Annotated in this window: 19 protein-coding genes; 11 read left to right on the forward strand and 8 right to left on the reverse strand. The window is 34.3% G+C overall.

The window, feature by feature from the left end; all coding sequences use genetic code 11:
* Position 1: 1 nt before the first annotated feature.
* Positions 2–523: a cytochrome b gene (locus tag OPR37_RS00950; protein ID WP_007302055.1), complete on the reverse strand. Its 522-nt coding sequence runs from the start codon at positions 521–523 to the stop codon at positions 2–4.
* Positions 524–788: 265 nt separating this feature from the next.
* Between OPR37_RS00950 and OPR37_RS00955 the strand changes: the two genes are divergently transcribed.
* Positions 789–1,961, forward strand: a complete 1,173-nt coding sequence (locus OPR37_RS00955) for an NADH-quinone oxidoreductase subunit D (RefSeq protein ID WP_007302054.1) — start codon at positions 789–791, stop codon at positions 1,959–1,961.
* Positions 1,962–1,979: 18 nt separating this feature from the next.
* On the opposite strand, the gene recJ is transcribed toward OPR37_RS00955, so the two are convergent.
* A complete protein-coding gene (gene recJ / locus OPR37_RS00960; protein WP_264684938.1) occupies positions 1,980–3,719 on the reverse strand; it encodes a single-stranded-DNA-specific exonuclease RecJ in 1,740 nt (579 codons plus the stop codon).
* Between the two features lie 666 nt (positions 3,720–4,385).
* On the opposite strand from recJ, the gene miaB reads away from it, so the two are divergent.
* Positions 4,386–5,708, forward strand: coding sequence for a tRNA (N6-isopentenyl adenosine(37)-C2)-methylthiotransferase MiaB (gene miaB / locus OPR37_RS00965; RefSeq protein ID WP_264684939.1), 1,323 nt, complete (start codon positions 4,386–4,388; stop codon positions 5,706–5,708).
* Positions 5,709–5,810: 102 nt separating this feature from the next.
* Here miaB and OPR37_RS00970 read toward each other — a convergent pair whose 3' ends face one another.
* On the reverse strand, positions 5,811–6,005 hold the full coding sequence (locus OPR37_RS00970; RefSeq protein WP_017532153.1) for a hypothetical protein: 195 nt from the start codon (positions 6,003–6,005) through the stop codon (positions 5,811–5,813).
* 138 nt (positions 6,006–6,143) lie between these two features.
* On the opposite strand from OPR37_RS00970, the gene ileS reads away from it, so the two are divergent.
* Complete coding sequence (ileS, locus tag OPR37_RS00975) at positions 6,144–9,314, forward strand: isoleucine--tRNA ligase (RefSeq protein WP_264684940.1); 3,171 nt, start codon at positions 6,144–6,146, stop codon at positions 9,312–9,314.
* Between the two features lie 44 nt (positions 9,315–9,358).
* Positions 9,359–12,142 carry a hypothetical protein gene (locus tag OPR37_RS00980; RefSeq protein WP_264684941.1) on the forward strand — a complete coding sequence of 928 codons (2,784 nt, stop codon included), beginning with the start codon at positions 9,359–9,361 and terminating at the stop codon, positions 12,140–12,142.
* On the opposite strand, the gene pheT is transcribed toward OPR37_RS00980, so the two are convergent.
* A complete protein-coding gene (pheT, locus tag OPR37_RS00985; protein ID WP_264684942.1) occupies positions 12,139–14,478 on the reverse strand; it encodes a phenylalanine--tRNA ligase subunit beta in 2,340 nt (779 codons plus the stop codon). The genes OPR37_RS00980 and pheT overlap by 4 nt on opposite strands.
* A gap of 112 nt (positions 14,479–14,590) precedes the next feature.
* Positions 14,591–14,860, reverse strand: coding sequence for a hypothetical protein (locus OPR37_RS00990; RefSeq protein ID WP_010402566.1), 270 nt, complete (start codon positions 14,858–14,860; stop codon positions 14,591–14,593).
* Between the two features lie 216 nt (positions 14,861–15,076).
* Between OPR37_RS00990 and OPR37_RS00995 the strand changes: the two genes are divergently transcribed.
* From OPR37_RS00995 to OPR37_RS01020, 6 genes are read left to right on the forward strand one after another with little or no spacing between them, the layout of a single operon-like run.
* A complete protein-coding gene (locus tag OPR37_RS00995; protein WP_007302047.1) occupies positions 15,077–15,802 on the forward strand; it encodes a F0F1 ATP synthase subunit A in 726 nt (241 codons plus the stop codon).
* Between the two features lie 59 nt (positions 15,803–15,861).
* Positions 15,862–16,089, forward strand: coding sequence for a F0F1 ATP synthase subunit C (locus tag OPR37_RS01000; protein WP_006014985.1), 228 nt, complete (start codon positions 15,862–15,864; stop codon positions 16,087–16,089).
* Between the two features lie 3 nt (positions 16,090–16,092).
* Positions 16,093–16,572 carry a F0F1 ATP synthase subunit B family protein gene (locus OPR37_RS01005; protein ID WP_007302046.1) on the forward strand — a complete coding sequence of 160 codons (480 nt, stop codon included), beginning with the start codon at positions 16,093–16,095 and terminating at the stop codon, positions 16,570–16,572.
* 7 nt (positions 16,573–16,579) lie between these two features.
* A complete protein-coding gene (locus tag OPR37_RS01010) occupies positions 16,580–17,056 on the forward strand; it encodes a F0F1 ATP synthase subunit B family protein (protein WP_019236676.1) in 477 nt (158 codons plus the stop codon).
* A 5-nt stretch (positions 17,057–17,061) separates the two neighbouring features.
* Positions 17,062–18,651 (forward strand): glycosyltransferase family 2 protein, encoded by a 1,590-nt coding sequence (locus OPR37_RS01015; RefSeq protein WP_052264898.1) that lies wholly within the window; start codon positions 17,062–17,064, stop codon positions 18,649–18,651.
* Positions 18,633–19,628: a COX15/CtaA family protein gene (locus OPR37_RS01020; protein ID WP_012481867.1), complete on the forward strand. Its 996-nt coding sequence runs from the start codon at positions 18,633–18,635 to the stop codon at positions 19,626–19,628. The genes OPR37_RS01015 and OPR37_RS01020 overlap by 19 nt, the downstream gene beginning before the upstream one ends.
* On the opposite strand, the gene OPR37_RS01025 is transcribed toward OPR37_RS01020, so the two are convergent.
* Positions 19,611–21,581, reverse strand: coding sequence for an acetyl-CoA carboxylase biotin carboxylase subunit (locus OPR37_RS01025; protein WP_012481866.1), 1,971 nt, complete (start codon positions 21,579–21,581; stop codon positions 19,611–19,613). The genes OPR37_RS01020 and OPR37_RS01025 overlap by 18 nt on opposite strands.
* 145 nt (positions 21,582–21,726) lie before the next feature.
* On the reverse strand, positions 21,727–22,293 hold the full coding sequence (locus OPR37_RS01030) for an ankyrin repeat domain-containing protein (protein ID WP_265016859.1): 567 nt from the start codon (positions 22,291–22,293) through the stop codon (positions 21,727–21,729).
* Between the two features lie 151 nt (positions 22,294–22,444).
* Here OPR37_RS01030 and gltX point away from each other — a divergent pair, with 151 nt between their 5' ends.
* Positions 22,445–23,797 (forward strand): glutamate--tRNA ligase, encoded by a 1,353-nt coding sequence (gene gltX, locus OPR37_RS01035; RefSeq protein WP_213863981.1) that lies wholly within the window; start codon positions 22,445–22,447, stop codon positions 23,795–23,797.
* A gap of 851 nt (positions 23,798–24,648) precedes the next feature.
* On the opposite strand, the gene OPR37_RS01040 is transcribed toward gltX, so the two are convergent.
* On the reverse strand, positions 24,649–25,104 hold the full coding sequence (locus tag OPR37_RS01040) for an Hsp20/alpha crystallin family protein (RefSeq protein WP_019236675.1): 456 nt from the start codon (positions 25,102–25,104) through the stop codon (positions 24,649–24,651).
* Positions 25,105–25,132: the final 28 nt, after the last annotated feature.

Consider the following 25,132-nt stretch of genomic DNA (forward strand, 5'->3'; position numbering starts at 1 on the left):
CCTATATCATACGTTTAAAAATGTTTTGTTTATCTATAAATGTGTGTTTTAAAGCACCAATTATATGCAAGGCTATAAAGAGTATCATAAAATATGCAAGTATCGAGTGTAACTGATTAGCTGCACTAGCTAGATCTGCATTATGGTTAATTAATAAAGGGATATGAAAAAAATATTTGATCTCTTTGCTAGAAGCAGAAGACATGACATAACCAGATAGTGGCATTAGCACCATCAAAGCATATAAACCAAAGTGTATCGTTTTGCTCGCATTGATTACAAATCGAGAAAAATTGGCTGGTAATGGCGGAACATAAGTAAAGACGCGAAAAAATATACGTACTATAATTAATCCAAGAACGGTGATACCACAAGCCTTATGAACAGCGTATATGCTGAATTTAATTTCACTGCTAATCGGCAAATTTTTCATGTATAGTCCAGAACAAAGCATGCCAATAATAAAAGCAGACATTAACCAATGAATGATCCTTAAACCTAAACTATATTTATTGTCTTTCATTAATTTTGATTACTCTAAAGTAGAATTTATATAGTAGAAAAACTATTTCTCAATCAAAATTATCTATACATAATTTCGCTGCCTTGATCAACATAAGTGCAATAATTGTATGTGACACATAAACATTGTCTATCAGATCATGAAGAAGTGGTGAAGTTTTTGAGAGTTTTTCTATTGTAACGATGAGTTATAGCTTGTACAAGAAGCCTATTGACTTTAAGCACATTTTACCCTATACAATTCCAATACCTTAAGCTACCAAAGCATGCCTGATCTAAAGACAATGATGCTAAATTTTGGTCCTCAGCACCCAGCTGCACATGGGGTGCTACGACTTGTTTTAGAGATGGATGGTGAAGTGATCGAGAGAGCAGACCCCCATATTGGGCTTTTGCACCGTGGCACTGAAAAATTGATAGAACATAAAACATATCTTCAAGCTCTGCCTTATTTTGACCGCCTTGATTATGTGTCGCCAATGTCACAAGAGCATGCATATTCGTTGTGTGTAGAGAAATTGTTGCAATGTGAAATTCCAATTAGAGCAAAATATTTGCGTGTTTTGTTTTGTGAGCTGACAAGAATACTAAATCATTTACTAAATATCTCTTCTCAAGCACTTGATGTTGGGGCGATGACTCCTCTTTTATGGCTCTTTGAAGAGAGAGAAAAAATACTCGAGTTCTATGAAAGGGCCTCAGGTGCAAGATTTCACGCAGCTTATATAAGGCCAGGTGGACTTGCAGCAGATATCCCAGAAGGTTTGATTGAAGATATTGCAAAATTTATAGAGCAATTTCCAAAGTATATAGATGATGTTGATGAACTTTTAACGGAAAATAGGATATGGAAGCAACGCACTGTAGGAATTAGTGAAATATCAATAAAACAGGCGCTTGATTGGGGCTTTAGTGGACCAATGCTCCGTGCTGCTGGACTTGCTTGGGACTTGCGAAAAAGCCAGCCATATGAGATATATGATCAGTTAGATTTTGATATACCTATCGGCCAAAATGGTGACTGTTATGATCGTTATTTAGTAAGAATGGCAGAGATTAGGCAGTCTGTTAGCTTGGTGAAGCAATGCATAGAGAAAATGCCTGAAGGGCCAATAAAAACTGAAGATAGAAAAATTTCTCCACCGCCAAGAGCAGAAATGAAAGAATCCATGGAGGCTATGATTCATCATTTTAAGCTTTATTCAGAAGGATATCATGTGCCAGAAGGTGAGGCTTATGTGGCTGTTGAAGCACCAAAAGGCGAGTTTGGAGTATATATAGTTTCAGATGGTACCAATAGACCTTATAGATGTCGAATAAGAGCACCTGGCTTTGCGCATTTACAGGCCTTAGATTTCATGGCAAAAGGACACATGCTTGCTGACATTGCAGCAATTATCGGTTCACTCGACATAGTCTTTGGTGAGATTGATAGGTAATTATTGTAAAATAGTAACTCAACTAATGGTCAATACATCCTCTATTAAAAACTGCACAAATTCATTGCCATTCCAGTAATTCATAGAGATTTTACCCAAAATGGCTTTAACATTACCCTGCATAATAGCAGAGCCAAGCTCAGTATTTGCACAGCGAAACGCAATAGCTTTGACCATAACATTATCGTCAGCAATAAAACATTTTATATGGTCAACTCCTATAACTTCCGGCTTTCTTATCTTTGCTCCTTGAATGATGAATCTCGGTTCAGGATTGCCAGCTCCAAATGGCTCTAAGCGCTGCAGTTGATTCCAAAGGGATAAGTTTATTGCTTTAGCTGTTACTATACCATCAGCTTTTATGATTTTGTCATTTGTAGAGTTTGCAAATCTTTCAGTAAAGAAATCATGTAGATCACTTATTTTATCTTCCTTAATCGAAAATCCTGCTGCCATACTGTGACCACCACCTTCAATGATTAGGTTGGTAAATTTTGCAGAAAGAACCGCAGCACCAATATCTACCCCAGAAATTGATCTGCAGCTTGCTTTTCCTATTCCATTATTTAAAGATATTACTATCGTTGGTAAGTGAAATTGCTCCTTTAGTCTTGATGCAATGATACCAATTATTCCCTGGTGCCAATTACCACTTACCATTATAAAATTTACACCTAAGTGGGCAAAATTTTCCGCTTGTGTTGTGGCTTCCAAAATAGCCTCATTTTCTAGCATTTTTCTTGCATTATTCAAATCTATTAGTTTTAGCGCGATTGAATGTGCATCATCATCATCATCGGTGGAAAGCAACCTTGCACCGAGCGATGCTTCTCCAATTCTTCCTCCGGCATTTATACATGGCCCAATACTAAACCCTAATCGTGAAACACTTGGTTTTTCAAGGATTCCCAAAGCGTCAAACAAAACACGTAAGCCAACATTTTTTCTTGCTGACATAACTTTTAATCCTTGTAAAACAAAAGCCCTATTTAGGCCTGTAATCTGCATAACATCGCAAACAGTTCCAAGAGCAACCAAATCCAGTAGATCAAATAAATCTGGTTCTTTTTTGTTGGTAAAAAATCCTTGCTCACGTAGGATTCTGTTAAGAGCAACAATTAGCAGAAATGACACTCCAACTGCTGCTAAGTTATTATAAGGAGAGCTCTCATCAAGGCGGTTGGGATTAACAACTGCTACAGCACTTGGTAATTTTTCTGTTCCAAGGTGATGGTCGACAACTATAATATCAAGTCCAAAGACTTTTGCATCTTCTATTGGTTGATATGCAAGCGTACCGCAATCAACAGAAATACATAAATCAATACCATTCTTTTTAAGTTGTAATAAAGCATCTGTGTTCAATCCATAGCCCTCATCAACACGATCTGGAATATAGATTATAGAGTGTGTCCCAATCGCTCTTAGGTACCTATTAATCAATGCTGATGACGTTGCACCATCAACATCGTAATCACCAAATATTGCAATATTCTCATTATTGTTTATTGCTTTTACTATGTGAGAAACAGCTTTATCCATATCAAGGAGGTGAAAGGGATCTGGTAATAGCGATCTGATTAGTGGGTGTAAGAAGTCATGTGCATTTTCTATGTTAACACCACGAGCAACTAATATTCTTGCTAATATTTCTGGCAACTCAAATCTCTGTATAAGAGTAAAAATCTCCCTTTGATCTGCTTCTTGTAACTTCCACAGTGCATTTGTTATGCTGCGTTTTTCAATATCAAGTAGCATATTTTTTGTAAATAAAACTACTTTACCAGAACTTTTACGTTTGTTCTATAATTGTGTTAGACTTCTGTATAACCTAAAGAAAGATATAGGAGAGTGTCACTCGAAAGGAATCACATTTATTTTGACAAAGAGCATCTGTAAAATCTGATACTTCTTCTTGCATAACATGCTCTTTAATTAGTATTATATCTATATTAGAATATGAGTGTGAATATTATATTAGTGTAATTACTTTTTGGTATACATAACAAATTTATGCCTGGAAACAGTTTTTGGTTACTCAAACCTTTTCTACCTTTATTTCATATTCTTTAAAGTATTTTTTGCACTTTCTTTATAAAAACCATAGGTACCAATCGGTTTTTAGCTTAAGAATAAAGGTTAAGTATCTGGAATTCTGGACATAAAATCCTCCTGAAAGATTAGAAAGAAAATGCAGCGCATATACAACAGAATTTGAACACGTGCTGAAGAAGATACACTACGTTTTTTTTTGAAAAATTGACTGAAAAGTCTGCAGACGAAGATAGATTTTTGAGCTCTTAAAATACCTCTACTGTTAGAGTAAGGAAAGCGAGAAGGTTTGTCAAGCAATCTTTATTGGCTGTTGTACTAGAATTCAGTTTTTCGTATAATTTGCTAGAATTTGTGTGAAGAATTTTAAATATGAAAGGCCTATATATTAAAACTTACGGCTGTCAGATGAACGTTTATGACTCCATTTTAATGGAGAATATAGTTAAGCCTTTAGGGTTCAACGTTGTTAGTGATGTAGAACAAGCTGATTTGGTGATATTAAATACTTGTCATATTAGAGAAAAGGCAGCAGAAAAGCTTTACTCAGAGCTTGGAAGAATCCATTCATCACAAAAAAATAAGGAAATGACCATAGTGGTGGCTGGATGTGTAGCGCAAGCAGAGGGAGAAGAAGTGTTCAGAAGGGCTCCTTTTGTTGATATTGTTGTTGGTCCGCAGAGTATCGCTGTTTTACCGGAGCTGATAGTCAAAGCAAGCAGAAGTAAAGGTCATGTAATAAATACTGATTTTCCAGAAGTTGCGAAGTTTGATAAATTGCCAGATGAATGCTATGGCAATAGCCAGGGGTCTTCTGCGTTTCTTGCCATACAAGAAGGTTGTGATAAATTTTGTACGTTTTGTGTGGTACCATATACACGCGGGGCTGAGTATTCACGACCAGTAAATGAAATATTCCGTGAAACATTGAAGTTAGTTGCAAATGGGGCAAGGGAAATCAATTTGCTCGGTCAAAATGTTAATGCTTATCATGGAGAGTGCGAAGGAGAGGTGTGGGATTTAGGAAAATTAATTAGTCACATTGCTAAAATTGAAAAGCTAGAAAGAATCCGCTACACAACTTCTCATCCAAGAGATATGCACGAATCTCTCTACTTGGTACATGCGGAGGAATCAAAACTCATGCCGTTTGTTCACCTACCTGTGCAGTCAGGTTCGAATAAAATATTGCATGCAATGAATAGAAAACACACGGCAGAGGAATATTTGGGAATAATAGACAGATTGCGCAAATTGAAACCTGAAATCGAATTTTCTTCTGATTTTATTGTTGGGTTTCCTGGAGAAACTGAAAAAGATTTTGAGGAAACTATGAAGTTAGTAGAAAAAGTAAAGTACGCTCAGGCTTATAGTTTTAAATATAGCCCAAGGCCAGGAACGCCAGGGGCGGAAAGAAAAGATCAAGTACCAGAAGAGGTTAAAACAGAGCGTCTTCTTCGTTTACAGGAATTAATTAGCAAGCAACAACTTGAATTTAATCAGAGTATGATAGGAAAAACTATTCCTGTTCTATTCAGTGATAAAAAAGGTAAACACCAAAATCAAATTATTGGTAAAAGCCCATACATGCAATCAGTATGCGTTGATGATCCTGACGATAAATACAAAGATAAAATAGTAAATGTAAGGATATTGGAAGCTCGGCAAAATAGTTTGTTGGGATGCGCTGCCTAATTAGAGAAAAGTGCTCCCATGGTCTCATGTAGAAGCACTTTGTGTGTTTTTATAAGTTTATAAGCTATCTAGATTTAATCCTTAAGGGACTACAACTCTCTGTTACGCAATCATATGAGACTTGATATAATAGATTTGCGGGATTTTTTTCTTTTCCCACTGATAGTGTACTTTTTCAACCTTTCCAGAATTATTATATTCATAAGAAAGCGATCTCCAAATAACGCTGCTTTTACTATTATTTTTGTTAGCATCGTGAAATTTCTGATAAGGCCAACTGTTATTGTCTTTATTCATCTTTAACTTAAGTAAATAAGTCTGATTTATTAATATGCTGTATAATAATGTCAATACCTATCAATGTTTATAGAAACAGAGTTTTTGAATTTGTAATTTTCCAGAAAGCTCTATATTCTTTGATTTTATCCAGTTAAAATGAATATGAAGTATTATCCTGATACAAGCAGCAGTCCTGATTTTTCATTGCTAGAAAAGGAAATCATAAAATTTTGGCAGGAAAATAAAATTTTTGAGCAGTCAGTCGAGAAACGTTCCAAGGATCATTGTTTTGTATTTTATGATGGGCCTCCGTTTGCAAATGGACTTCCGCATTACGGACACTTGCTTACTGGTTTTATAAAAGATGCATTTGCAAGATATCAAACTATGCTGCAAAAAAGGGTTGAACGCAGATTTGGTTGGGATTGCCATGGGCTACCGGCTGAGATGGGCGCGGAAAAGGAACTTAGAATATCTGGTAGAACTGAGATAGAGAAATTTGGCATTGAAAAATTTAATAATAATTGCCGTACTTCTGTGATGAAATTTTCATCAGAATGGGAGAAGTATGTAAATAGACAAGCAAGATGGGTAGATTTTCACAATGACTATAAGACTATGGATAAGTCATTCATGGAGTCGGTCATGTGGGCATTTAAGCAGCTTTATGATAAAGGTCTGGTGTATGAATCAATACGCGTTGTTCCCTATAGCTGGGCGTGTGAAACTCCACTCTCTAATTTTGAAACAAGGCTTGATAATGCATATAGAGAAAAAATTAGCAAAGCTGTAACTGTTGCTTTTGAACTTTTAGAAAATCCAAAGCAATTTAAACAAAAATGTAGATTACTTGCTTGGACTACAACGCCTTGGACGTTGCCGAGCAATCTTGCACTGGCAGTAGGGGAGGATATTGAGTATTGTATGGTGTTAGTAAATGGTGAAGTCTGCATCTTTGCTGAAAGTTATTTAGAGAAATTTGTCAGCCACTGTGAACAAAGCAATATTCAATATGAAAACTGTAATACAAAACTTAAAGCGAGTGATCTTGCAGGTCTTTCCTATAAACCACTGTTTGATTACTTTAAAGATACAAAGAATGCGTTCCGTGTTTTCATTGCTGATTATGTTACAGGAGAAGATGGTACTGGTGTTGTGCACACTGCTCCTGGATTTGGTGAAGAAGATTTTTACCTTTGCCAAAGCCATGATATTCGAGCTGTTTGTCCAGTTGATAACGCTGGAAAATTTACTACTGAAGTTTCAGATTTGGCAGGAGTTCATGTTTTTGATGCCAATGATACAGTAATCAAGAAATTAAAAAGGCAGGGGAGCTGGTTTAAAACTGAGCAATATATTCACAATTATCCACACTGCTGGAGAACTGACACTCCTTTAATCTACCGCACTATGCCTTCTTGGTATGTTGCTGTGACAAAGTTTAAGGGAAGAATGACAGAGCTAAATAAGAGAGTTAATTGGATGCCGAATCATATTAGAGATGGTCAATTTGGAAAATGGCTTGAAGGAGCGCACGACTGGTCTATTTCACGCAATCGATTTTGGGGTACGCCAATTCCTGTGTGGAAATCAGATGATGCAAAATATCCAAGAGTGGATGTGTATGGCTCAATAGCAGAACTAGAGCGAGATTTTAATGTTAAAATAGATGACTTGCACAGACCATTTATCGATACTTTGATAAGACCAAATCCTGATGATCCAACAGGAAAATCAGTTATGCGTCGTGTGCCTGATGTGTTTGATTGTTGGTTTGAGTCTGGCTCGATGCCGTTCGCGCAAGTTCACTATCCGTTTGAAAATAAAGAATGGTTCGAGAAAAATTTCCCTGCGGATTTTATCACTGAATATATAGCACAAACAAGAGGATGGTTCTATACGCTTTTTGTGCTTTCCACTGCTTTATTTGATAGTGAGCCATTTAAGAATTGCATATGCCACGGTGTGGTTCTTGACGTGAAAGGTCAGAAATTATCCAAGCGTTTAAATAATTATGCAGATCCAATGGAGGTTTTTGACAAATGTGGTTCTGATGCGCTGCGTTTTCTTATGCTATCTGGTTCCATTGTTTGCGGTGGTAATTTACTACTCGACAAAGAAGGAAAATCGATACGAGATATTCTGAAGGACGTAATAAAACCTATTTGGAATAGTTATCACTTTTTTACCATGTATGCAAATGCAGATGGAATTAGAGCTGAGGTTTGTAAAGATTATCAGAGTACCATTGATCGCTACATGATTTCCAAATGTTTTGAAGCTGTGGAAAGTATACAAGCTTCTATGAACAACTATAATTCCCAAGAGGCTTGTAAAACCCTGATGAATTTCTTTGAAGTGTTAAATAATTGGTATATTCGTCGTAGTCGTGAGCGTTTTTGGAAAAATGATTTAGATCAAGACAAAACTGATGCTTATAATGTTCTATACACAGTTTTTTATTACATACTACGGGCTGCAGCTCCTTTGTTGCCACTCATAACAGAGACTATATGGCAAGGGCTTGAGTACAAAGAAACATCTGTTCATTTGGCTGATTTTCCACAATCAGATAGATATGACAGTGAACTCATTGCCAAGATGGATTTGGTAAGAGAGATATGTAACTCTGCATTATCCATCAGAAATACGTTTAACATGCGCATCAGGCAGCCACTTGGCAGTATGACCATTTATCATAGGTCTTCCTGCGATTTCCTTAAAAATGAATATCAAGAGATAATAAGAGATGAGGTGAATGTAAAAGAACTAGAAATAGTAAGTGATTTGAAAGAAGTTGCGTCACTAGAGCTAAAACTAAATTTTCCGCTACTTGGTAAGAAGGTTGCAGATAAAATCAAGAAACTAGTTCAATATGTCAAAGAAGAAAAGTGGAGACAAATTGAGAATGAGCAAATATTTCTGGGAGATGAAACAGAGAGCTATACTATAGAAAAAGGTGAGTATGAACTATTATTAAAAGCAAATAGTGAATATTCTTCTGTATTTGATAACAATAAAGGGATTGTTGTTCTGAGTACTGAGCTCAATGATGAACTAATTCTAGAAGGACTCGCAAGAGATGTTGTGAGGCTTATTCAAGAAACTAGAAAACAAGCTGATTTCCATATATCAGATAGAATCAGAGTAATAATTAAAGCAGAAGATGAGAAAATTAAGGAAGCAATAACTACATGGAATAAATATATAAAAGAACAGACCCTTGCCTTATCTTTGGATACTAATAAAGAGATCGAGGCCGATTTCTATTCTAAAGAATATCAAGATTTGATAGTTGGTATTAAGTTAATAAAGTTGCAAAGTTAGTAATATTTATGATATACTGAGACTGCTTTAGGTAGGTTTGTAGTATGAATCAGATTGTTGCAGATGATTGTAAAGAAATTGTTGATTTAAATAACAATAATGATGATTTAGATAAAGTACAATCTATTTCCAATGTTGCTTTGGAAGAGGAAGAAGAGTTTTTTGATGCTATGGAAGATGTTTCTAATGTAGAAGAAGGGAATGATTTAGGTGTTGTTACTTCAGAAGAGAGAGAATTTATTTCTGATTTAGAGGAAGTGGAAGAATTCTTTGATAGCAAGGCTGCTACTTTTGATATTCCACTCAGTATATTTCATTATAAAGATTACAACTCTGACTTTTTTACCTCTTGGTATAATATGTCAAGCAAAATATTGAAAGAGATAAACAGAGCTTGCCCAGAGAAGAAAGTATTAAATTTAGCTCTGTCAGTTTTAATGCTTCCTTATATTGCTTTTACTGCAATGGGGTTAGTCATATATAGTAGATTTAAAGCAGACAGCAAGACACAAGCTGATGTAGGTGAAGATAAGACACAAAAGAGTGAGGCAAGTGTACCAAAAAGACTGGCATATGGCGTTCTTGCTGCAATAGCAATTTTTGTTAATGTGGCTGTGCTAACAGCCTTAGTTATTCCTGCAACAGTTGCTTTGGCTACTTTTTATCTTTTAAATAGAGAGTTAGTCCATTCTTTAGTTACTGTTCTTAAAATAAGTACGGGGCAGTATTCTAATAAGCACCACAATATTGAGGTATCTTTTCATGAAACAGAAGTTCCTGAGCCAAGCATTGAATATGATATGGAAATAAAGTTTCCACCGCAATTTAAACAATTACTTAGAGATTTATGCGATAATGAAAATAATCAGTGGTTTAGTGTAACGCGGGATTCAGAGCGCAATATCGTACTGAAATTGTCAACTAACATCAATTTAAAAAATGGTCTTAAGCCCTTACATAGTGAAATCAAGAATGTGCTTGCAACTTCGATTCAAGAATGCGCAAGAACTATGGAAAAGCTGATGAAGCTAGAAAAGAAAGATATTACACATGATAAACTGAAGGAATTGTTGAACGAATTCAGGCTGAAAGTTGTAGATAGTATAGGCCATCAATTGACAACTCATTTGATAGAAAATGCTTATCAAGTTGCCTTCATACAAGCAATTAAGTTTCAGCAAAATAGACGGGGAGAAGATTTTTCACTGGAGGATGAGCTAAAAAATACTTTAGTGAAACAGAAATTAGAAAGTCAAGGTAAGGAATTACCAAATGAGAAAGAGATGATAATAGGAGATATAAAAAAACTGAAAAATAAAGAGGCACTTGATTTAGCTGATGAAGATGATCGATTAGAAGCATTGGGAAAAGTAGGTGGGATAACAAGAGATATAAGTGATGATGCACTTCCTGTATTTAAAGCAGAGTGGGAACGACTTAAAGAAGAAGGGAAAATAGCTAAGAGTACAATCATTGATGTTTATAAGGATATATATCCTCAAGAAACGAAGAAAGCTCTAGATAACACTAAAAGAGAGATTAAGGATTTAAGAGAAATAGGACAGAAAAGATATGATGGTGAAAAATTAAAAGAGATGCATAAAAATAGGAAAAACGGTAACTTAAAAGATGGTGCTTTAAAAAGGAAATTAGAAGATTTTTTTAAATTTGAATATGATGGTCAAAAAGTTGAGGAAATGCTAATAGAATCGAGAATAAGGACTATTCAAACTCTACCGAATAAGTCAGATAAAAAAATAAAGCAATGTGAATTAAATGAAATAAGGATTTCGGGTAAAGTGAATGACTTTGTAGAGAAGATGTATTTAGAAATAACAAGATGTAGAATTCAAGAGTTATTTGAAAAGCAAGGGGAAAGTATAAAGAATGTAGAAGATAATAAGGACAGGCTATTCAATGGAGAAGATGAAAAACGTCTAGTAAACAAGATTGTTTCTTATCGAAAAGAAATTGGAGAATATTTTACGCAACCTACAAGACTGAAGGAAATAATAGGAAAGAAGAATGAGGATTTGGATGTTGAGAAAAATAGTAAAGAAGAGAAATCTTCAAGTATGGAGTTAATAGAGTTATGCTTGCGAAATAACCAAGAAATTCTAAAAACATTAAAACAGTTAGAATTAGAGAGAGAAGGATTATTGATAAGTGAAAAAACAACAAATGATTACAGAGAAGAACTAGAATCTCGTGAAAAAATAAAATTTGCAATAATAGAAGATGATTTACTGAAGGCGTTCGAGCATGAAACTTTTAACGAAGAAGCAATTAAGAAATTATTAGAGAGAGCAGAACTTGAGTACTATTTTGCAGAAAAGTGCATAAAAAGTCCTGTGATTAAGACAAAAGACAATATCAAACATTTTTGTCAAGATTTATTGTCTCCTTTAATAAATAGGTTGGTGGAAAATATAGTAAATAATGTACCAAAAAGTGATAAGAGTTCATGGCTGCAGCCTATAAAAGCTATTAGGACAGGCTTGGGATATATTCAAACAGGTCTTGCCGTTGCAATGCGTGGGGATAAGAGCACAGAAGGAAAAGCGTTGAGTGTGGCACATGATACTCATAAGGAAGTAGAAACATTTCTTCAACATTTTCAATCAAGTTATGAGGAAGTAGGAGTTTTTTTGGGTAATTTATTTTCTGATGATGGAACGACATTTAAAAATGATGTATGGCCTAAAGTAGAAGAGCATTTGCATGGAATGTGGGATAGGTTTTTCAAGGATATTGAATTCAAGATAGGAAATAAATTGGATGAAGTAAACGTGACACAGCAAAATCAGGAAACGGCGATTACGGCTTAATGATGAGCTCTCAAAGTTCCTTCAGTATTTTCACACACTAAGTTGACTATCATATTTGATTCTTTTTGGATTTCCTCTTCAGTTAAAGTGTGAGTTGGAGAGCAGAAAGTAACTGAAAATGCTATAGACATCTTATTCGATTCTATATTGTTTCCATGATATACATCAAATATCAAAACTTCTGTGATGAGCTCTGAGCTTTTTTTCACCATATTGATTATACTGCCTGCTGCTACATCTTTATTTACAATAAATGCAAAGTCGCGTTTTACACTTTGATATTTATAATCGATAAATTTTTTTCTACTTATAGGTAAATTTTCGATATTTTCTAATATCAACTCAAAGCCTACAATTTTTTGTTTGATGTTAAAAAAATCCAATATACTCGGATGCAATTCTCCAAAATAACCAACTATTTTACTTCTAAAAGATAAGGAGCCTGATTTTCCTGGGTGATAATATTCTTTTTCTGCTCTCTCTATTGCTAAATTATCACAATTGACATTAAAAAGTTCCAAAGCTGTTATGAGGTCAGCCTTTGCGTCAAAAATATCTATTTTCCTATCAGTGTTATAGTGGTTTTTCGGCGAATTATTTCCTGATCTAATTCCACTTAAAACGTACTTAGACTGAGCCTCACCATTATAAATTGGTCCAATTTCAAAAATTGCGAGATCAGATATCCCGTGAGCAATATTATCTGCAGTGACTTGCAACAAATTTGGTATGACACTTGGCCTCATTATATTGAAGTTATTATTAAATGGATTATCGATAATGAATAACTTATTCAAGTAACCAAACTTTTCAGCTGTTGATTCACTCATAAAAGACCAAGTTATCACTTCATGAAACCCTCTGCTTGTCATTAAAATGCGCAAATCATCTTGTGTCTCTTCTTCTACTGTAACGTCTTCTGCTAGTTGCTCTTCCTTTATTTTATCATAGCCGTATATTCTTACTACCTCTTCAACTAAGTCAGCAGGTATGGTTACGTCCGGTCTCCAGCTTGGTACTTGTATATTCCAATTACCTTCGGTTTTTTTATCGATACTAAACCCTAGCTTTGTTAAAATATCGAATACCTCATTAGGTGATGCAGATACACTTCCAAGTTTGTTTGCATTCTGATAATCAAAATTTATCTTGGTATAAGCCTTATTCAAATTGCCAGCAGACACTATGCTTGACACTTCTCCGCCACATAAATCCAAAATCATTTTGGCTGCAAGATTGAGTCCATCAAGGGTAAATTCAGGGTCAATTGAACGTGCAAATCTGTAACTTGAGTCTGTGGAGATGCCTAGCTGCCTTGAAGATTTAGTGATGGAGATGGGGTCAAACCAAGCAGACTCTAAAAAGATATCAGTAGTTTCAAGTGTACATTCGCTATACTTGCTGCCCATAATTCCAGCAATTCCATGAACATTTTTATCATCAGAAATAACGCTTATGTCTTTGTTTAATAAGTACTCTTTATCATTTAAACCAATAAATTTTTCTTCGTCATTTGCTTTGCGTACTATGAGCTCTCCTTCTATTTTTTTTGCATCATACGCGTGCATCGGGCGCCCGAAAGATATCATAATGTAATTAGTAATATCAACTATTGCAGAAATGGAGCGCATTCCTATCGATTCCAATTTATCTTTTAGCCATTTTGGACTCTCTTTATTTTTTACATTAGTGATATATACTCCACTAATAAAACTCTCCCCATCGATGACTTTGACGTTTATTAGTGAGTTCATAGAAGCGGTAAGTTGTGGAATGATTAAAGTCTTTAACGTTCCAATTCCAGTTGCTGCTAGATCACGTGCTATTCCATAAACACCTAAGCAATCTCCACGGTTTGGAGTGATGTTTATGTCAATTACAGGATCGCAATTGAAAAATTTATCTCCTGTTTTATAATCATCAGAAAGCTCGATTATTCCTTCACTTTCATCTTGAGTCAGCGAAAGCTCAGAGGCAGAGCAGAGCATCCCTTCACTTAGCACTCCTCTTATTTTTGTAGGCTTAATTGTAAAGTTGCTTTCTGGCAATGTGCTACCAAGAGATGCAAGTACAGTCTTCATGCCTTCTTTAACATTTTTTGCTCCGCAGACTATCTGCAGAACTTTACTTCCATCATTTACTCTACATAATTTTAATTTATCAGCATTTGGATGAGGTGCGACTTCTGATACTTCTGCAACAACAAACCCGGCCAATCTGGAATTGTCGATCACATTCTCTACTTCCAACCCTATGTGAGTTAATTTATCAATAATTTCCTCTAAACTAGCATTGGTTTCTAAGTACTCTAATAACCAAGATAATGTGAACTTCATTTATTTAACAGAAAATAAAAAAGTTATTGTAATGTAAAATATAATGATTTTAAAGCTTGTTGTAGTGAGTAGCTTCTCTAATTGTAAAAAACGAAGGAGAAGCCTACTTTTTCTACAAAGAAAGAATTTTCTTTATATCACCTTTGCAGTCCATTTCCATGCAGAGTTGAATGTTCATATTGTGATCATCTATATGGAAATTATAAATGTAAGCATCACCAGTGAAATTTCCTATAACATCATGGCTTTCATTTAGCATTTCACCTGCCATGTGGAAAAGACCAGTGTCTGAGTTAGAAGAATAATCTGTAAACTTGATGTACCCGTTACCACATTCCTGTTCTAAATTTAAAGGTGGATTAGTAAAATCTATTTCGTTCATAATTGCCTCATATTAAAATTAAATTATAGTTAAAATAAGATGTTAAGTCAAGAATTTAGAATAAGATTGGTAGCTGACTATAATTTGCATTTTAATTGTATATTTTGTTAATATATTAATGCTATAATAATACAGAGCTCCTTATATTAATTCTTGACTTTATTCTATAAAATTTATACTTTATTTACTGCTGCAGTTTAAGTATACAGGGTCAAAATGGCGTTAAATCCGCTAGAACAATTTAAAGTATATACAATAATAGAACTACCAAAATTATTTGGGTATGACATAAACTTTACCAACTCATCTCTTTTTATGATGATCTCGGTGATATTAATGGTACTGTTTTTGCTCCTTGGAATAAGAAAAGGTGCAGTAATACCAGGATATTTGCAAGCTGCAGTTGAATATGTATATGATTTTGTTGTTTCAATAATAGAAAGTAACACTGGAAGCAAAGGTTTGGAGCACATTCCTTTGATATTTACAGTATTTATTTTCATTTTATCGTGTAATTTAGTTGGTGTTCTTCCTTATAGTTTCACAGTTACAAGTCATGTGATAGTTACCTTCGCTTTATCAATGGTGGTTTTTACTTATATAACGATTGTTGGGTTTAAAGAAAGAGGAGTAGAATTTTTACGCATATTGCTACCAAAAGGAACTCCTTCGTGGCTTGCACCTATAATCATCATTATTAAATTATTTGCTTATTTAGTAAGACCGATTAGTTTATCAATAAGGCTTGCAGCAAATATGATTGCGGGTCATACAATCATCAAAGTGATAGCAGGATTCGTCATAAATATGAACATATTTTTTACACCTGCACCTTTTTTGTTTATAATTGCACTAATAGGATTTGAAGTATTTGTTGCAGTTTTGCAAGCTTATATATTTACTATATTAACATGTGTATATTTGTCAGATGCAGTAAAGTAATTGACTTCCTTGCAGAATATTTTACAATTATATTATAAAGAAATAGTTAAAGGTAATATATGGATTTAGTGGCTTTAAAATTTATAGCAATTGGTTTGGCTGTATTTGGAATGCTCGGTGCTGGTTTAGGTATAGCTAATATCTTCTCTGCTATGTTAAATGGGATTGCGAGAAATCCTGAGTCAGAAGGTAAAATGAAAAGTTACGTTTATATTGGTGCTGCCATGGTTGAAATCATGGGGTTGCTTGCGTTTGTACTTGCAATGTTATTAATATTTGCTGCTTAACAGATGCCACAGCTTGATGTTTCAACTTTCTCTTCTCAAATTTTTTGGTTTTTAATTTTTTTCTCTTCACTTTTTTTTGTAGTCAGTTGTTTGTTTTTACCGAAGTTAGATGAAATAATAAGCACTAGAAGTAAAGAAGTGTTAGATTCATTTAATAGTTCTATTCACCTTTTAAGACTTACAGAAGAGCAAATTGCCAAGTATAATGCAGCTTTAAATCAAGCTAGAGTACGGGCGAAAAAAATCATAGATGATGCATTTGCTCAAGTAGAAGAAATGAGAGCGAATGTTAAGGATATATTGGAAGAGGAAGACAAGAAGATGATTAAACTTGTTGAAGAAAAGGTAGTACAATTTAAATCTAAGTATATTAGTGAATTAAAACAAATGGCTACTAGTATTGCTTTGATTTACTATACTAAGTTAACTAATTCTGAGATTGAAGAGGAATTTGTTGCTGACTTGGTGTCAAAAGAATTTTAGGGTTTTTATGTCTACATTACTAGTTATAAGCCTTGCTTTTTTAGTAGGTTTTATCCTCTCATATAAATTGCTAAGGAAGGTAATAAAAAACGCGCTTAACAATAAACGTAACAAAAGCAAGTTTTCAAGTGAAGAAACTGAAAAATTCAGAAAAGATATATTGGAGTATTACAAAAAATCTTCTGAAAAATACAAAAAATTAGATGCAGAAGTTAACAAAATGATGAATGAAGCACTTGATAAGGCTAATAGTATTATTAAGCATAATAGACAGCAACTCGATCAAACGTTAGATGAAAATGCCCATTCTAATTTGAAGAAAGTTACTGACCAAGTTGAAAAAGCTCTTGGGGATTTACAAGCTAACACAGCGAGTATAGCTGCTGATGCTGTAAAAAAAATAATGCATGAACGTAAAGATGATAAGCGTAGTAGTGAGGTTATATCTTCGTTTTCACGTGACTTGAGCAAAAAGTTGCATTAAGTTTAATGCCTGTACTTCAAACTGATAATGTAGAAAAAATTAAATTTGATTCTAGTTTATGCAAAGAACAAGAGAAACTTTTCTACTATAGGTTTAATATAATTCCTTGGCAAAAATTAAATGATACTACTTTTTTTATGGTTGAAGACATAAGCCAAGATATCAACCTTTGGGTCGAATCTCATTACGGTATTGAATATGTATTGATAAAAGTAGATAGCAAACAGATTTTAAATCTTCTTAACTCACACTTTGGTATTTCAGAATTCGCAAGTAACTACCTATATTATAAGAATCCTAATTTTTCAGCTAAAAGCATTAGGCTGAGTTCAATCTTTTTTTCCTCTTTCTTTGTTATGATTTCGACTTTAACACTGACAAAAAAATATGCATATTTTGCTTTGGTGTTGATATTTATAATCGGATGTTCTAGTTCTTTATTCAAATTTGTAACTAAAATTTTTGGCTTGCGTAAAATTTCTAACCAAAAAGCAGATTATGATAAGATGAATGAACCTATATATACTATTTTATTGCCTGCTTTTAAAGAGAATGCGGTTATAAAGCAATTGATTAAGAGCATTGAAAGTTTGGATTATCCAAAATCAAAATTAGATGTAAAGCTTGTGATAGAGAGCGATGATCAAGAAATGTTGGCAGCTATAGAAAAATGCACTTTACCACAGTATTTTGAAGTAATAAAAGTGCCTCATTCTCTGCCTAGAACAAAAGCTAAGTCATGCAATTATGCTATGAGCTTTGCTAGAGGAAAGTATGTGGTAATATATGATGCAGATGACAAGCCAGATCCGTTGCAGTTAAAAAAAGCACTAATTGAATTTAATAAGGGCGACGAAAAGTTGGCTTGTGTACAGGCGAAATTAAATTACTATAACTTTGGTTGCAATTTTCTTACAAAATTCTTTTCTCTTGAGTATATGAACTGGTTTCAATATTTTTTGCCTGGATTTCAAAAAATGAACATGCCAATACCTTTGGGTGGTAGCAGTAACCATTTTTCAGTGGAAATTTTAAAGAAAGTGCTTTTTTGGGATGCTTACAATGTCACTGAAGACGCTGACCTTGGTTTGAGACTTGCGCAAATGGGATATAAAACCAGGATTATTGATTCAGAAACATTGGAAGAATCACCAACTACTGTGTTTGCTTGGATCAAACAAAGAGCACGCTGGATTAAAGGTTATATGCAAACTTATATCGTTCATTTAAAAAATATAAAATTACTTTTTAAGCACACTGGGCTTAAGGGAGTTTTGCTATTAAACCTTTTTGTTGGTTCCTCAGCTTTTATATTTTTCACGACTCCTTTTTTGTTACTTTCATTGGTGCTGACTCAAATTTTGAATGAATTATTCTTATATTATTTTATAATAGTATACGGTATTAACTTGATTTTTTTGATAATAGCTATCAGACAACAAAAAATGCCTTTTTATTTTTATATAGTATCAATATTTTTTCCCGTCTATAGTCTACTACATAGCGTTGCAGCTTTTCTCGCTTTGTGGGAATTTGTTATTCACCCTCAGCAATGGAATAAAACTCAGCATGGATTATGGAAGCAAAACCTGTAGCTATTTGGCTTTTTCTCTGCTCTCTCATGGTGATTTGCATGGTGGGAATTGGTGGATTTACCAGACTTTCAAAAGCAGGATTGTCAATCACGGAATGGAAACCAATTACCGGAACATTGCCACCGCTGAGTGAACAAGACTGGCTAAAAGAAAAATCAAAATATGAAGCTACACCTGAATATAAAGCATTTAATTATGGTATGAGTATGGAAGAGTTTCGCACCATATACTTAATAGAATATGTGCACAGGTTAATTGCAAGGCTGACAGGTTTAGTTTTTATCTTACCATTTATATACTTTACACTAAAAAAAAGAATACCTAAAAATGCAGTAATAAGGTTATCTACAGCACTATTATTTGGAATTTTACAAGCTTTTGCCGGTTGGTATATGGTTAAAAGCGGTTTGGTATCTAATCCTCATGTTAGTCACTATAAGCTCGCACTTCACTTACTGCTTGCGTTGGTTATCTTTGCATTATTGTCATATCAATTTTTTGATTACCAAATCAAACCAAAACAGATAATTAAAATTAATAGCAACATTACATGTTACATATGGATAATTTTAATCCTAGTGACAGTACAAATAATCTTCGGTGCATTTGTTGCAGGGCTAAATGCTGGTTTAATTTATAATACCTTTCCACTAATGGATGGACAAATTGTTCCGGAAGATTTATTTTACTTACAGCCTGCTTGGCTAAATATCTTTGAAAATAGAGTAACAGTGCAATTCATACACCGGGCATTGGCATTGCTGATATTAGTTCTGACAGCAATACTCACAATAAAAAATGCCAGTATAAAACCATTATATGTTATGCTATTCTCCGTCATCATTCAGGTAATTCTAGGAATAGTCACTTTGTTGCTGCATATACCAATGGCTATTGCTATAGCCCATCAAATGTTTTCATTTATCTTATTTGGATCAGGTTTATACTGCTTGCGTTATTTAAGAAATCAGATCTAATACCAAATCACCAGCATGTATATTTTTTCCTTCTTTAACAGGGATATTTTTTATCACCATTTCTGATTCAGCACATATTATATTTTCCATTTTCATTGCCTCCACAACAAAGAGAGGTTGTCCTACCTCTACCTGATCTCCAGCATTGACGTGTAATTTAACCAATAAACCGGATATTGGAGATTTTACAGCGTCTACTGAAATCCCTTCTGTTTTGTTGTTTAGCATTAATTTGCTTAGTTCAGCTACATGAGGTTTCAATACACAACATTTAGCTTTCATACCTGCGTGTCTTATAAAGTATTTGCTACCTTGTCTTTCTATTTTAAGTGCTATATTGGTATCATCATTAATTGTGATATATAGTAATCTGTAACTTGATTTCCATTTACCCACCACGGAGTATTTATTGTGGTTATATACTGTTGTTAATGTGTTATCTTGATACTTTGCATTTACGGAGTACTCATTGTCATCTATTTTCACTATGAATGCTTCGTCTGTTGACTTACTGTAATACTTTCCCTCATTTTCTAAGTGAACATACAGTGCAGCAAAAATAAATATTTTAATATATTCCTCTGTGATAAAATCGCCTTGAAACCCACTAGGATAATGGTCTGGAATGAATCTTGTGTGGAGTTTTGCTGCAATAAAGTTTGGATGATGGAAAATGGATTCTAGAAATTCTATATTATTTGTTACTCCTTCTATATAACATTCAGACAATGCTTTTTGCATTCTGCTGATTGCTTCTATTCTATCTTTTCCATAGGTTATAATTTTTGCAATCATTGAGTCGTAGAACATGCTGATTTCTGAACCGCTAGCTACTCCATCATCTATTCTTACATCATCTGGTTTGTCGTAATATTTGATTCTTCCGCTGGAAGGAAAAAATCTCTTTGATGGATCTTCAGCGCAAATTCTGCTTTCTATTGCAGAGCCAATAAGTTTAATATCATTCTGACCAAATCTTAATTTTTCTCCGCAAGAAATTCTGATCATCTCTTCCACTATATCTATTCCAGTGACAAATTCTGTTACTGGATGCTCAACTTGTAATCTCGTATTTACCTCAAGAAAATAGAAGTTTTGGTTCTTATCTACAACAAACTCGACAGTACCTGCTGAAAAATAATCAACTTGCTTTGCCAAAGAAACACATTGAGCATACATTTTTTGTCTTACTTCTTCACTAATAAATGGGCTTGGTGTTTCTTCTATTATTTTCTGGTTATTCCTCTGTACCGAGCACTCTCTCTCCCCAAGACACACTATATTGCCGTATTTATCTGCTATGATTTGTATTTCAATGTGTCTTGGCAGCTCTATATATTTCTCTATAAAAATACTGCCATCTTTAAAACTTTTCTCTGCTTCATTTGTTGCTGATGTAAATGCTAGTTCAATTTCTTTTTTGGAATATACAATTCGCATTCCTTTGCCACCACCACCTGATGCAGCTTTGAGCATAACGGGAAAACCAATCTCTTCAGCAACGATGGCTGCGTGGGCAGCATCTTCGATCTTACCCATATATCCTGGCACTACATTTACTCCAGCTTTTCTTGCCTCTTCTTTTGCCGTTATTTTATTGGCTGTAACTTCTATTGTTTCTGCACTTGGACCAATGAAATCTATGTTATGTTTTTCCAGAGCACGGGGAAAATCTGGATTTTCTGCTAAAAACCCATAGCCAGGATGAACCGCCTCGGCACCTGTTTCAACTGCTACTTCGCATATTTTTTCGATATTTAAGTAACTAAGATAAGCAGGCGAAGGGCCAATGTGCCTTGACTCATCTGCTTGCTTTACATGCACAGAATTTGCATCTGCATCTGAGTACACAGACACACAAGATATGCCCATCTTGTGCGCAGTTTTGATTATTCTGCAGGCAATCTCCCCTCTGTTCGCTACTAAAATCTTACTATACTTCTTTCTTATCATCTTATAAGTATACTTTCTTAAGTTAAGAAAGTAAATTTCTATATTACTACCTGCAAATACTTCACACTGGGGCTAAACCACCCTCTAAAAGTTGCATAACATTAGGATCTGTCACTATAGTACTTTCGTTATAGAGGCCATATACCTAGTTACATGCCTTAAATAATAGATATGAAGACCCTCCAGAAGCTATTGTCGCTATTGAAGCCAACGCAAGAGACTGAGAAACCGAAAATAGAAGATACAAAGATACACACATAGCGGTAGCACACACTATAGCTCCTACTATATATAAGCATATATGAAACTTCTTATTACATATAAAGCCACATTTTATATCTGCAATTTGCTTAACTTCCTTCTGCTCTGAAGGATCCAAGAAGTAAAGAGGTGATACTGCCTTATTATCCTTAATATAGCTTTTATCGAGGAGTGCTTCCTTAATATATTTCTTATTATTCTTAAGTTCCTTTTCTAATCTTTTTACTTCTTCCCAGTCTTTTGCTTTTTCAACCTCAACCCTGGTACTTTCTTCTAAATCCTTTATGATCTTCTGTAACGCAGATAATAGAAACCCTTTACTTGCTGCTATATGAAATGGGTTTCCATTTTCATCAATTCTATGCTTAGCTACACAAGCAACTCTTTCCTTGCAAGAATCGACAAATTTATCCACATCCCCTTTTCTTGCAATTTCAAATAAATTATCCATATATACACCTCACTGCATTCACTAATATTAAATTATACAATGCAGTTTGTTAAAAATAAATGTAAATTGATCTTTCAAATTTACTATAGTTCCACGTTGTTGCAAGTACAAATTTTAGTTATCATCGGTTACGTTATCACAATAGACAAATATGCCAGGTATAGTCACTAGATTCGCTCCATCACCAACAGGATTTTTACATATTGGAGGAGCTCGCACAGCTTTGTTTAATTGGCTCTATGCGCAGCGTCATGGTGGCCAGTTTTTACTAAGGATTGAGGATACCGACAGAAAACGTTCAACACAGGAAGCAATTGATGCAATAATAGATGGGTTAAAATGGCTTGGAATAAGCTATGATGGAGAAATAGTATATCAATCAAAAAGAATAGATAGACATATTGAAGTTGCAAATCTTTTAGTTGAAAAGGGTAGGGCGTATCATTGTTACTGCCCCGAGAATGAAGTTGCGGAGAAGAAAATAAGAGCAAGGGAAGAAGGAAAAATATATAAGCATAAGTGTACTCATTCAACATCAAATGCAGAGCCTGTTGTTCGCTTCAAAGTGCCAGACTCAGAAGATATTGTTGTTGACGATAAAATATACGGCCAAGTTACAATAAGTAGCGATCAGCTTGATGACATAGTAATCTTGCGCTCTGACAATACTCCAACATATATTTTTGCTGTAGTGGTTGATGACCATGATGCTGGAATAACCGATATTATACGTGGCTCTGATCATCTCACTAATACCTTCAAGCAATTACTAATATACCAAGCTCTTGATTTTGATGTCCCACGCTTTGCACACGTACCGCTTATTCATGGAGAAGACGGGAATAAGTTATCTAAAAGGCATGGTGCAACAAGTGTTTGCGATTATGAAAAGATGGGAATATTGCCACAGGCAATGCGTAATTACTTGCTAAGACTTGGCTGGAGTCATGGCAACGATGAGATTATTAGCGATGAGCAAGCAATAGAGTGGTTTAATTTAGAAAGCATCGGTCGCTCACCTGCACGGCTCGATTTCAAAAAACTGGAGCATTTGAATAACCACTATATTAGTAATATGAGCAATGAAGATATTCTGACTCTAATGCTTAGAGAAAATACTCTAACTGACAAAAAAAAGAGCTATTTACTGCAGGGACTGACAGAGCTGAAAAAAAGAGCAAACTATTTGACCGAATTATTGGACTTAGCAAAATTTTATATTCAAGTTGATTTTAGTGAAGAAGCTCAGCAAATTGTCAAATCTAACCTCAATGTAATTAAGTTACTTGCATCATTTCTTTCGAGTGTAGGTAGTGAAGATTGGAATAAGAATTTTTTATCTTCTCAGATTAAGGAATTTTCAAAATTACATAATATAAAAATGAGCGATATATACCACTCATTACGCGCTCCAATAACTGGAATAATGGATGCGCCTGGAATCATCGATATCATGGTAATTCTTGGTAAAGATGAGTGTATAAAAAGATTGCAAGCAATTTAAATAAAAAATTGCTTGACAGACTCTAGTAGCTTCATTATAGTGGAGAATGAAGATTTTTTAGGATCCAAAATCTATCTTCACCTGCAGGTTTTTTCACCAAATAATCAAATTTCAGCAAAAAATATATAAGTTTATTTTTGCTAGCTCTTTATTCATATAGGAGGGTTTATGTCTAGAATTCCTGATACTTGACTTTTATTTTTAAGTTAAAAAAACAATTGGCGCCTATGGTTTTCACATTAAATCATTTTAAATTGTTAAAGTTAATACGGGCTTTTTTTGCCTTTTTTTTATTGGTATTTTTTTCATATTTTATTATATCATTATACTGTGGTACCATATAGACTTCAGTTTCATGATAAGGGGAGCAGGCTCCGTCTCAGCTATGGAATTAAAAAATGACTATGCATAAGATCTAATGGTGTGTCTAATCTATAGATAATTTTTTGTATTGCTAAGTTAATATTTTACATATCTGTTCAGTAAAGTGGCAAAAAAGACAACTAAATGAGTGTCATGAAAGTAGCTTACACGTAGTTGTAGGAATATTCATTTTTTAAGGTAAATTACACAGCAAATATTGTCATTCAAGTACTGTAATTCCAGCTTCTATAATGTCATGCCAGTGCTCGACACTGGCATCGAGCAAAATTTATCACAAACAAGACAACATTTTCAATTAAAAAATCAGTGTCTGGGTGCTAAGATGACACCTTCATAAGGGAGCCAGCATCAGCTACTTTCATGACATTCATTTAGTTGTCTTTTCTCATTTACCTTATTTTGCCACTCTGCTGAACAGATATTAAAATAGCAAGCCTCAAGGTCAGAAGCCTGCTATTACTTACTGGTTACTTTACATCAATTTTCTTGGTGTGTTTCTCTGATTTAGGTATGGTTACATGCAATACCCCATCTAAAAAGTTGGCAGATACCTTATCTTGCTCTACATTTGTTGGAAGTTGAATAGATCTATAGAAAGAACCATAGTACCTTTCTTTGTGGTAAAACTGCTTATCTTTTGATTCATTATCACATGTTTTTTCACCCTTCACTATTAAGTTATCGCCAGATATACTAATGTCTATGCTTTCTTTAGGAATACCTGGTAACTCTAATGATAGGCAATAGCTTTCCTTTGTTTCATAAAGGTCACAAACTGGTAGTAGGCTACTGCCTCTTTTAGAAAGCTCTGGGTTCCATCCTGTAAAGAAGCTATCAAATATGTCATCAACGGCTCTTTGTAACCCTCTTACACTAAAATTATCACGATTATTGTTTTTATTTAAATGAACTATATTACTCATGTTGTACCTCCTTTTACTAATACATGCA

The sequence above is a fragment of the Wolbachia endosymbiont (group B) of Lycaena phlaeas genome (assembly GCF_947251875.1).
GTDB lineage: Bacteria > Pseudomonadota > Alphaproteobacteria > Rickettsiales > Anaplasmataceae > Wolbachia.

What these genes read in the sequence shown, in the direction of transcription:
- gltX (WP_213863981.1), top strand. Translation starts at nt 22,445, where the DNA reads ATGCCAGGTATAGTCACTAGATTCGCTCCATCACCAACAGGATTTTTA.
- OPR37_RS01030 (WP_265016859.1), bottom strand. Translation starts at nt 22,293, where the DNA reads ATGGATAATTTATTTGAAATTGCAAGAAAAGGGGATGTGGATAAATTT.
- OPR37_RS01010 (WP_019236676.1), top strand. Translation starts at nt 16,580, where the DNA reads ATGTCTACATTACTAGTTATAAGCCTTGCTTTTTTAGTAGGTTTTATC.
- miaB (WP_264684939.1), top strand. Translation starts at nt 4,386, where the DNA reads ATGAAAGGCCTATATATTAAAACTTACGGCTGTCAGATGAACGTTTAT.
- OPR37_RS00990 (WP_010402566.1), bottom strand. Translation starts at nt 14,860, where the DNA reads ATGAACGAAATAGATTTTACTAATCCACCTTTAAATTTAGAACAGGAA.
- recJ (WP_264684938.1), bottom strand. Translation starts at nt 3,719, where the DNA reads ATGCTACTTGATATTGAAAAACGCAGCATAACAAATGCACTGTGGAAG.
- OPR37_RS00970 (WP_017532153.1), bottom strand. Translation starts at nt 6,005, where the DNA reads ATGAATAAAGACAATAACAGTTGGCCTTATCAGAAATTTCACGATGCT.
- OPR37_RS01005 (WP_007302046.1), top strand. Translation starts at nt 16,093, where the DNA reads ATGCCACAGCTTGATGTTTCAACTTTCTCTTCTCAAATTTTTTGGTTT.
- OPR37_RS00995 (WP_007302047.1), top strand. Translation starts at nt 15,077, where the DNA reads ATGGCGTTAAATCCGCTAGAACAATTTAAAGTATATACAATAATAGAA.
- OPR37_RS00980 (WP_264684941.1), top strand. Translation starts at nt 9,359, where the DNA reads ATGAATCAGATTGTTGCAGATGATTGTAAAGAAATTGTTGATTTAAAT.
- OPR37_RS01015 (WP_052264898.1), top strand. Translation starts at nt 17,062, where the DNA reads ATGCCTGTACTTCAAACTGATAATGTAGAAAAAATTAAATTTGATTCT.
- OPR37_RS01025 (WP_012481866.1), bottom strand. Translation starts at nt 21,581, where the DNA reads ATGATAAGAAAGAAGTATAGTAAGATTTTAGTAGCGAACAGAGGGGAG.
- ileS (WP_264684940.1), top strand. Translation starts at nt 6,144, where the DNA reads ATGAATATGAAGTATTATCCTGATACAAGCAGCAGTCCTGATTTTTCA.
- OPR37_RS01000 (WP_006014985.1), top strand. Translation starts at nt 15,862, where the DNA reads ATGGATTTAGTGGCTTTAAAATTTATAGCAATTGGTTTGGCTGTATTT.
- OPR37_RS01040 (WP_019236675.1), bottom strand. Translation starts at nt 25,104, where the DNA reads ATGAGTAATATAGTTCATTTAAATAAAAACAATAATCGTGATAATTTT.
- pheT (WP_264684942.1), bottom strand. Translation starts at nt 14,478, where the DNA reads ATGAAGTTCACATTATCTTGGTTATTAGAGTACTTAGAAACCAATGCT.
- OPR37_RS01020 (WP_012481867.1), top strand. Translation starts at nt 18,633, where the DNA reads ATGGAAGCAAAACCTGTAGCTATTTGGCTTTTTCTCTGCTCTCTCATG.
- OPR37_RS00950 (WP_007302055.1), bottom strand. Translation starts at nt 523, where the DNA reads ATGAAAGACAATAAATATAGTTTAGGTTTAAGGATCATTCATTGGTTA.
- OPR37_RS00955 (WP_007302054.1), top strand. Translation starts at nt 789, where the DNA reads ATGCCTGATCTAAAGACAATGATGCTAAATTTTGGTCCTCAGCACCCA.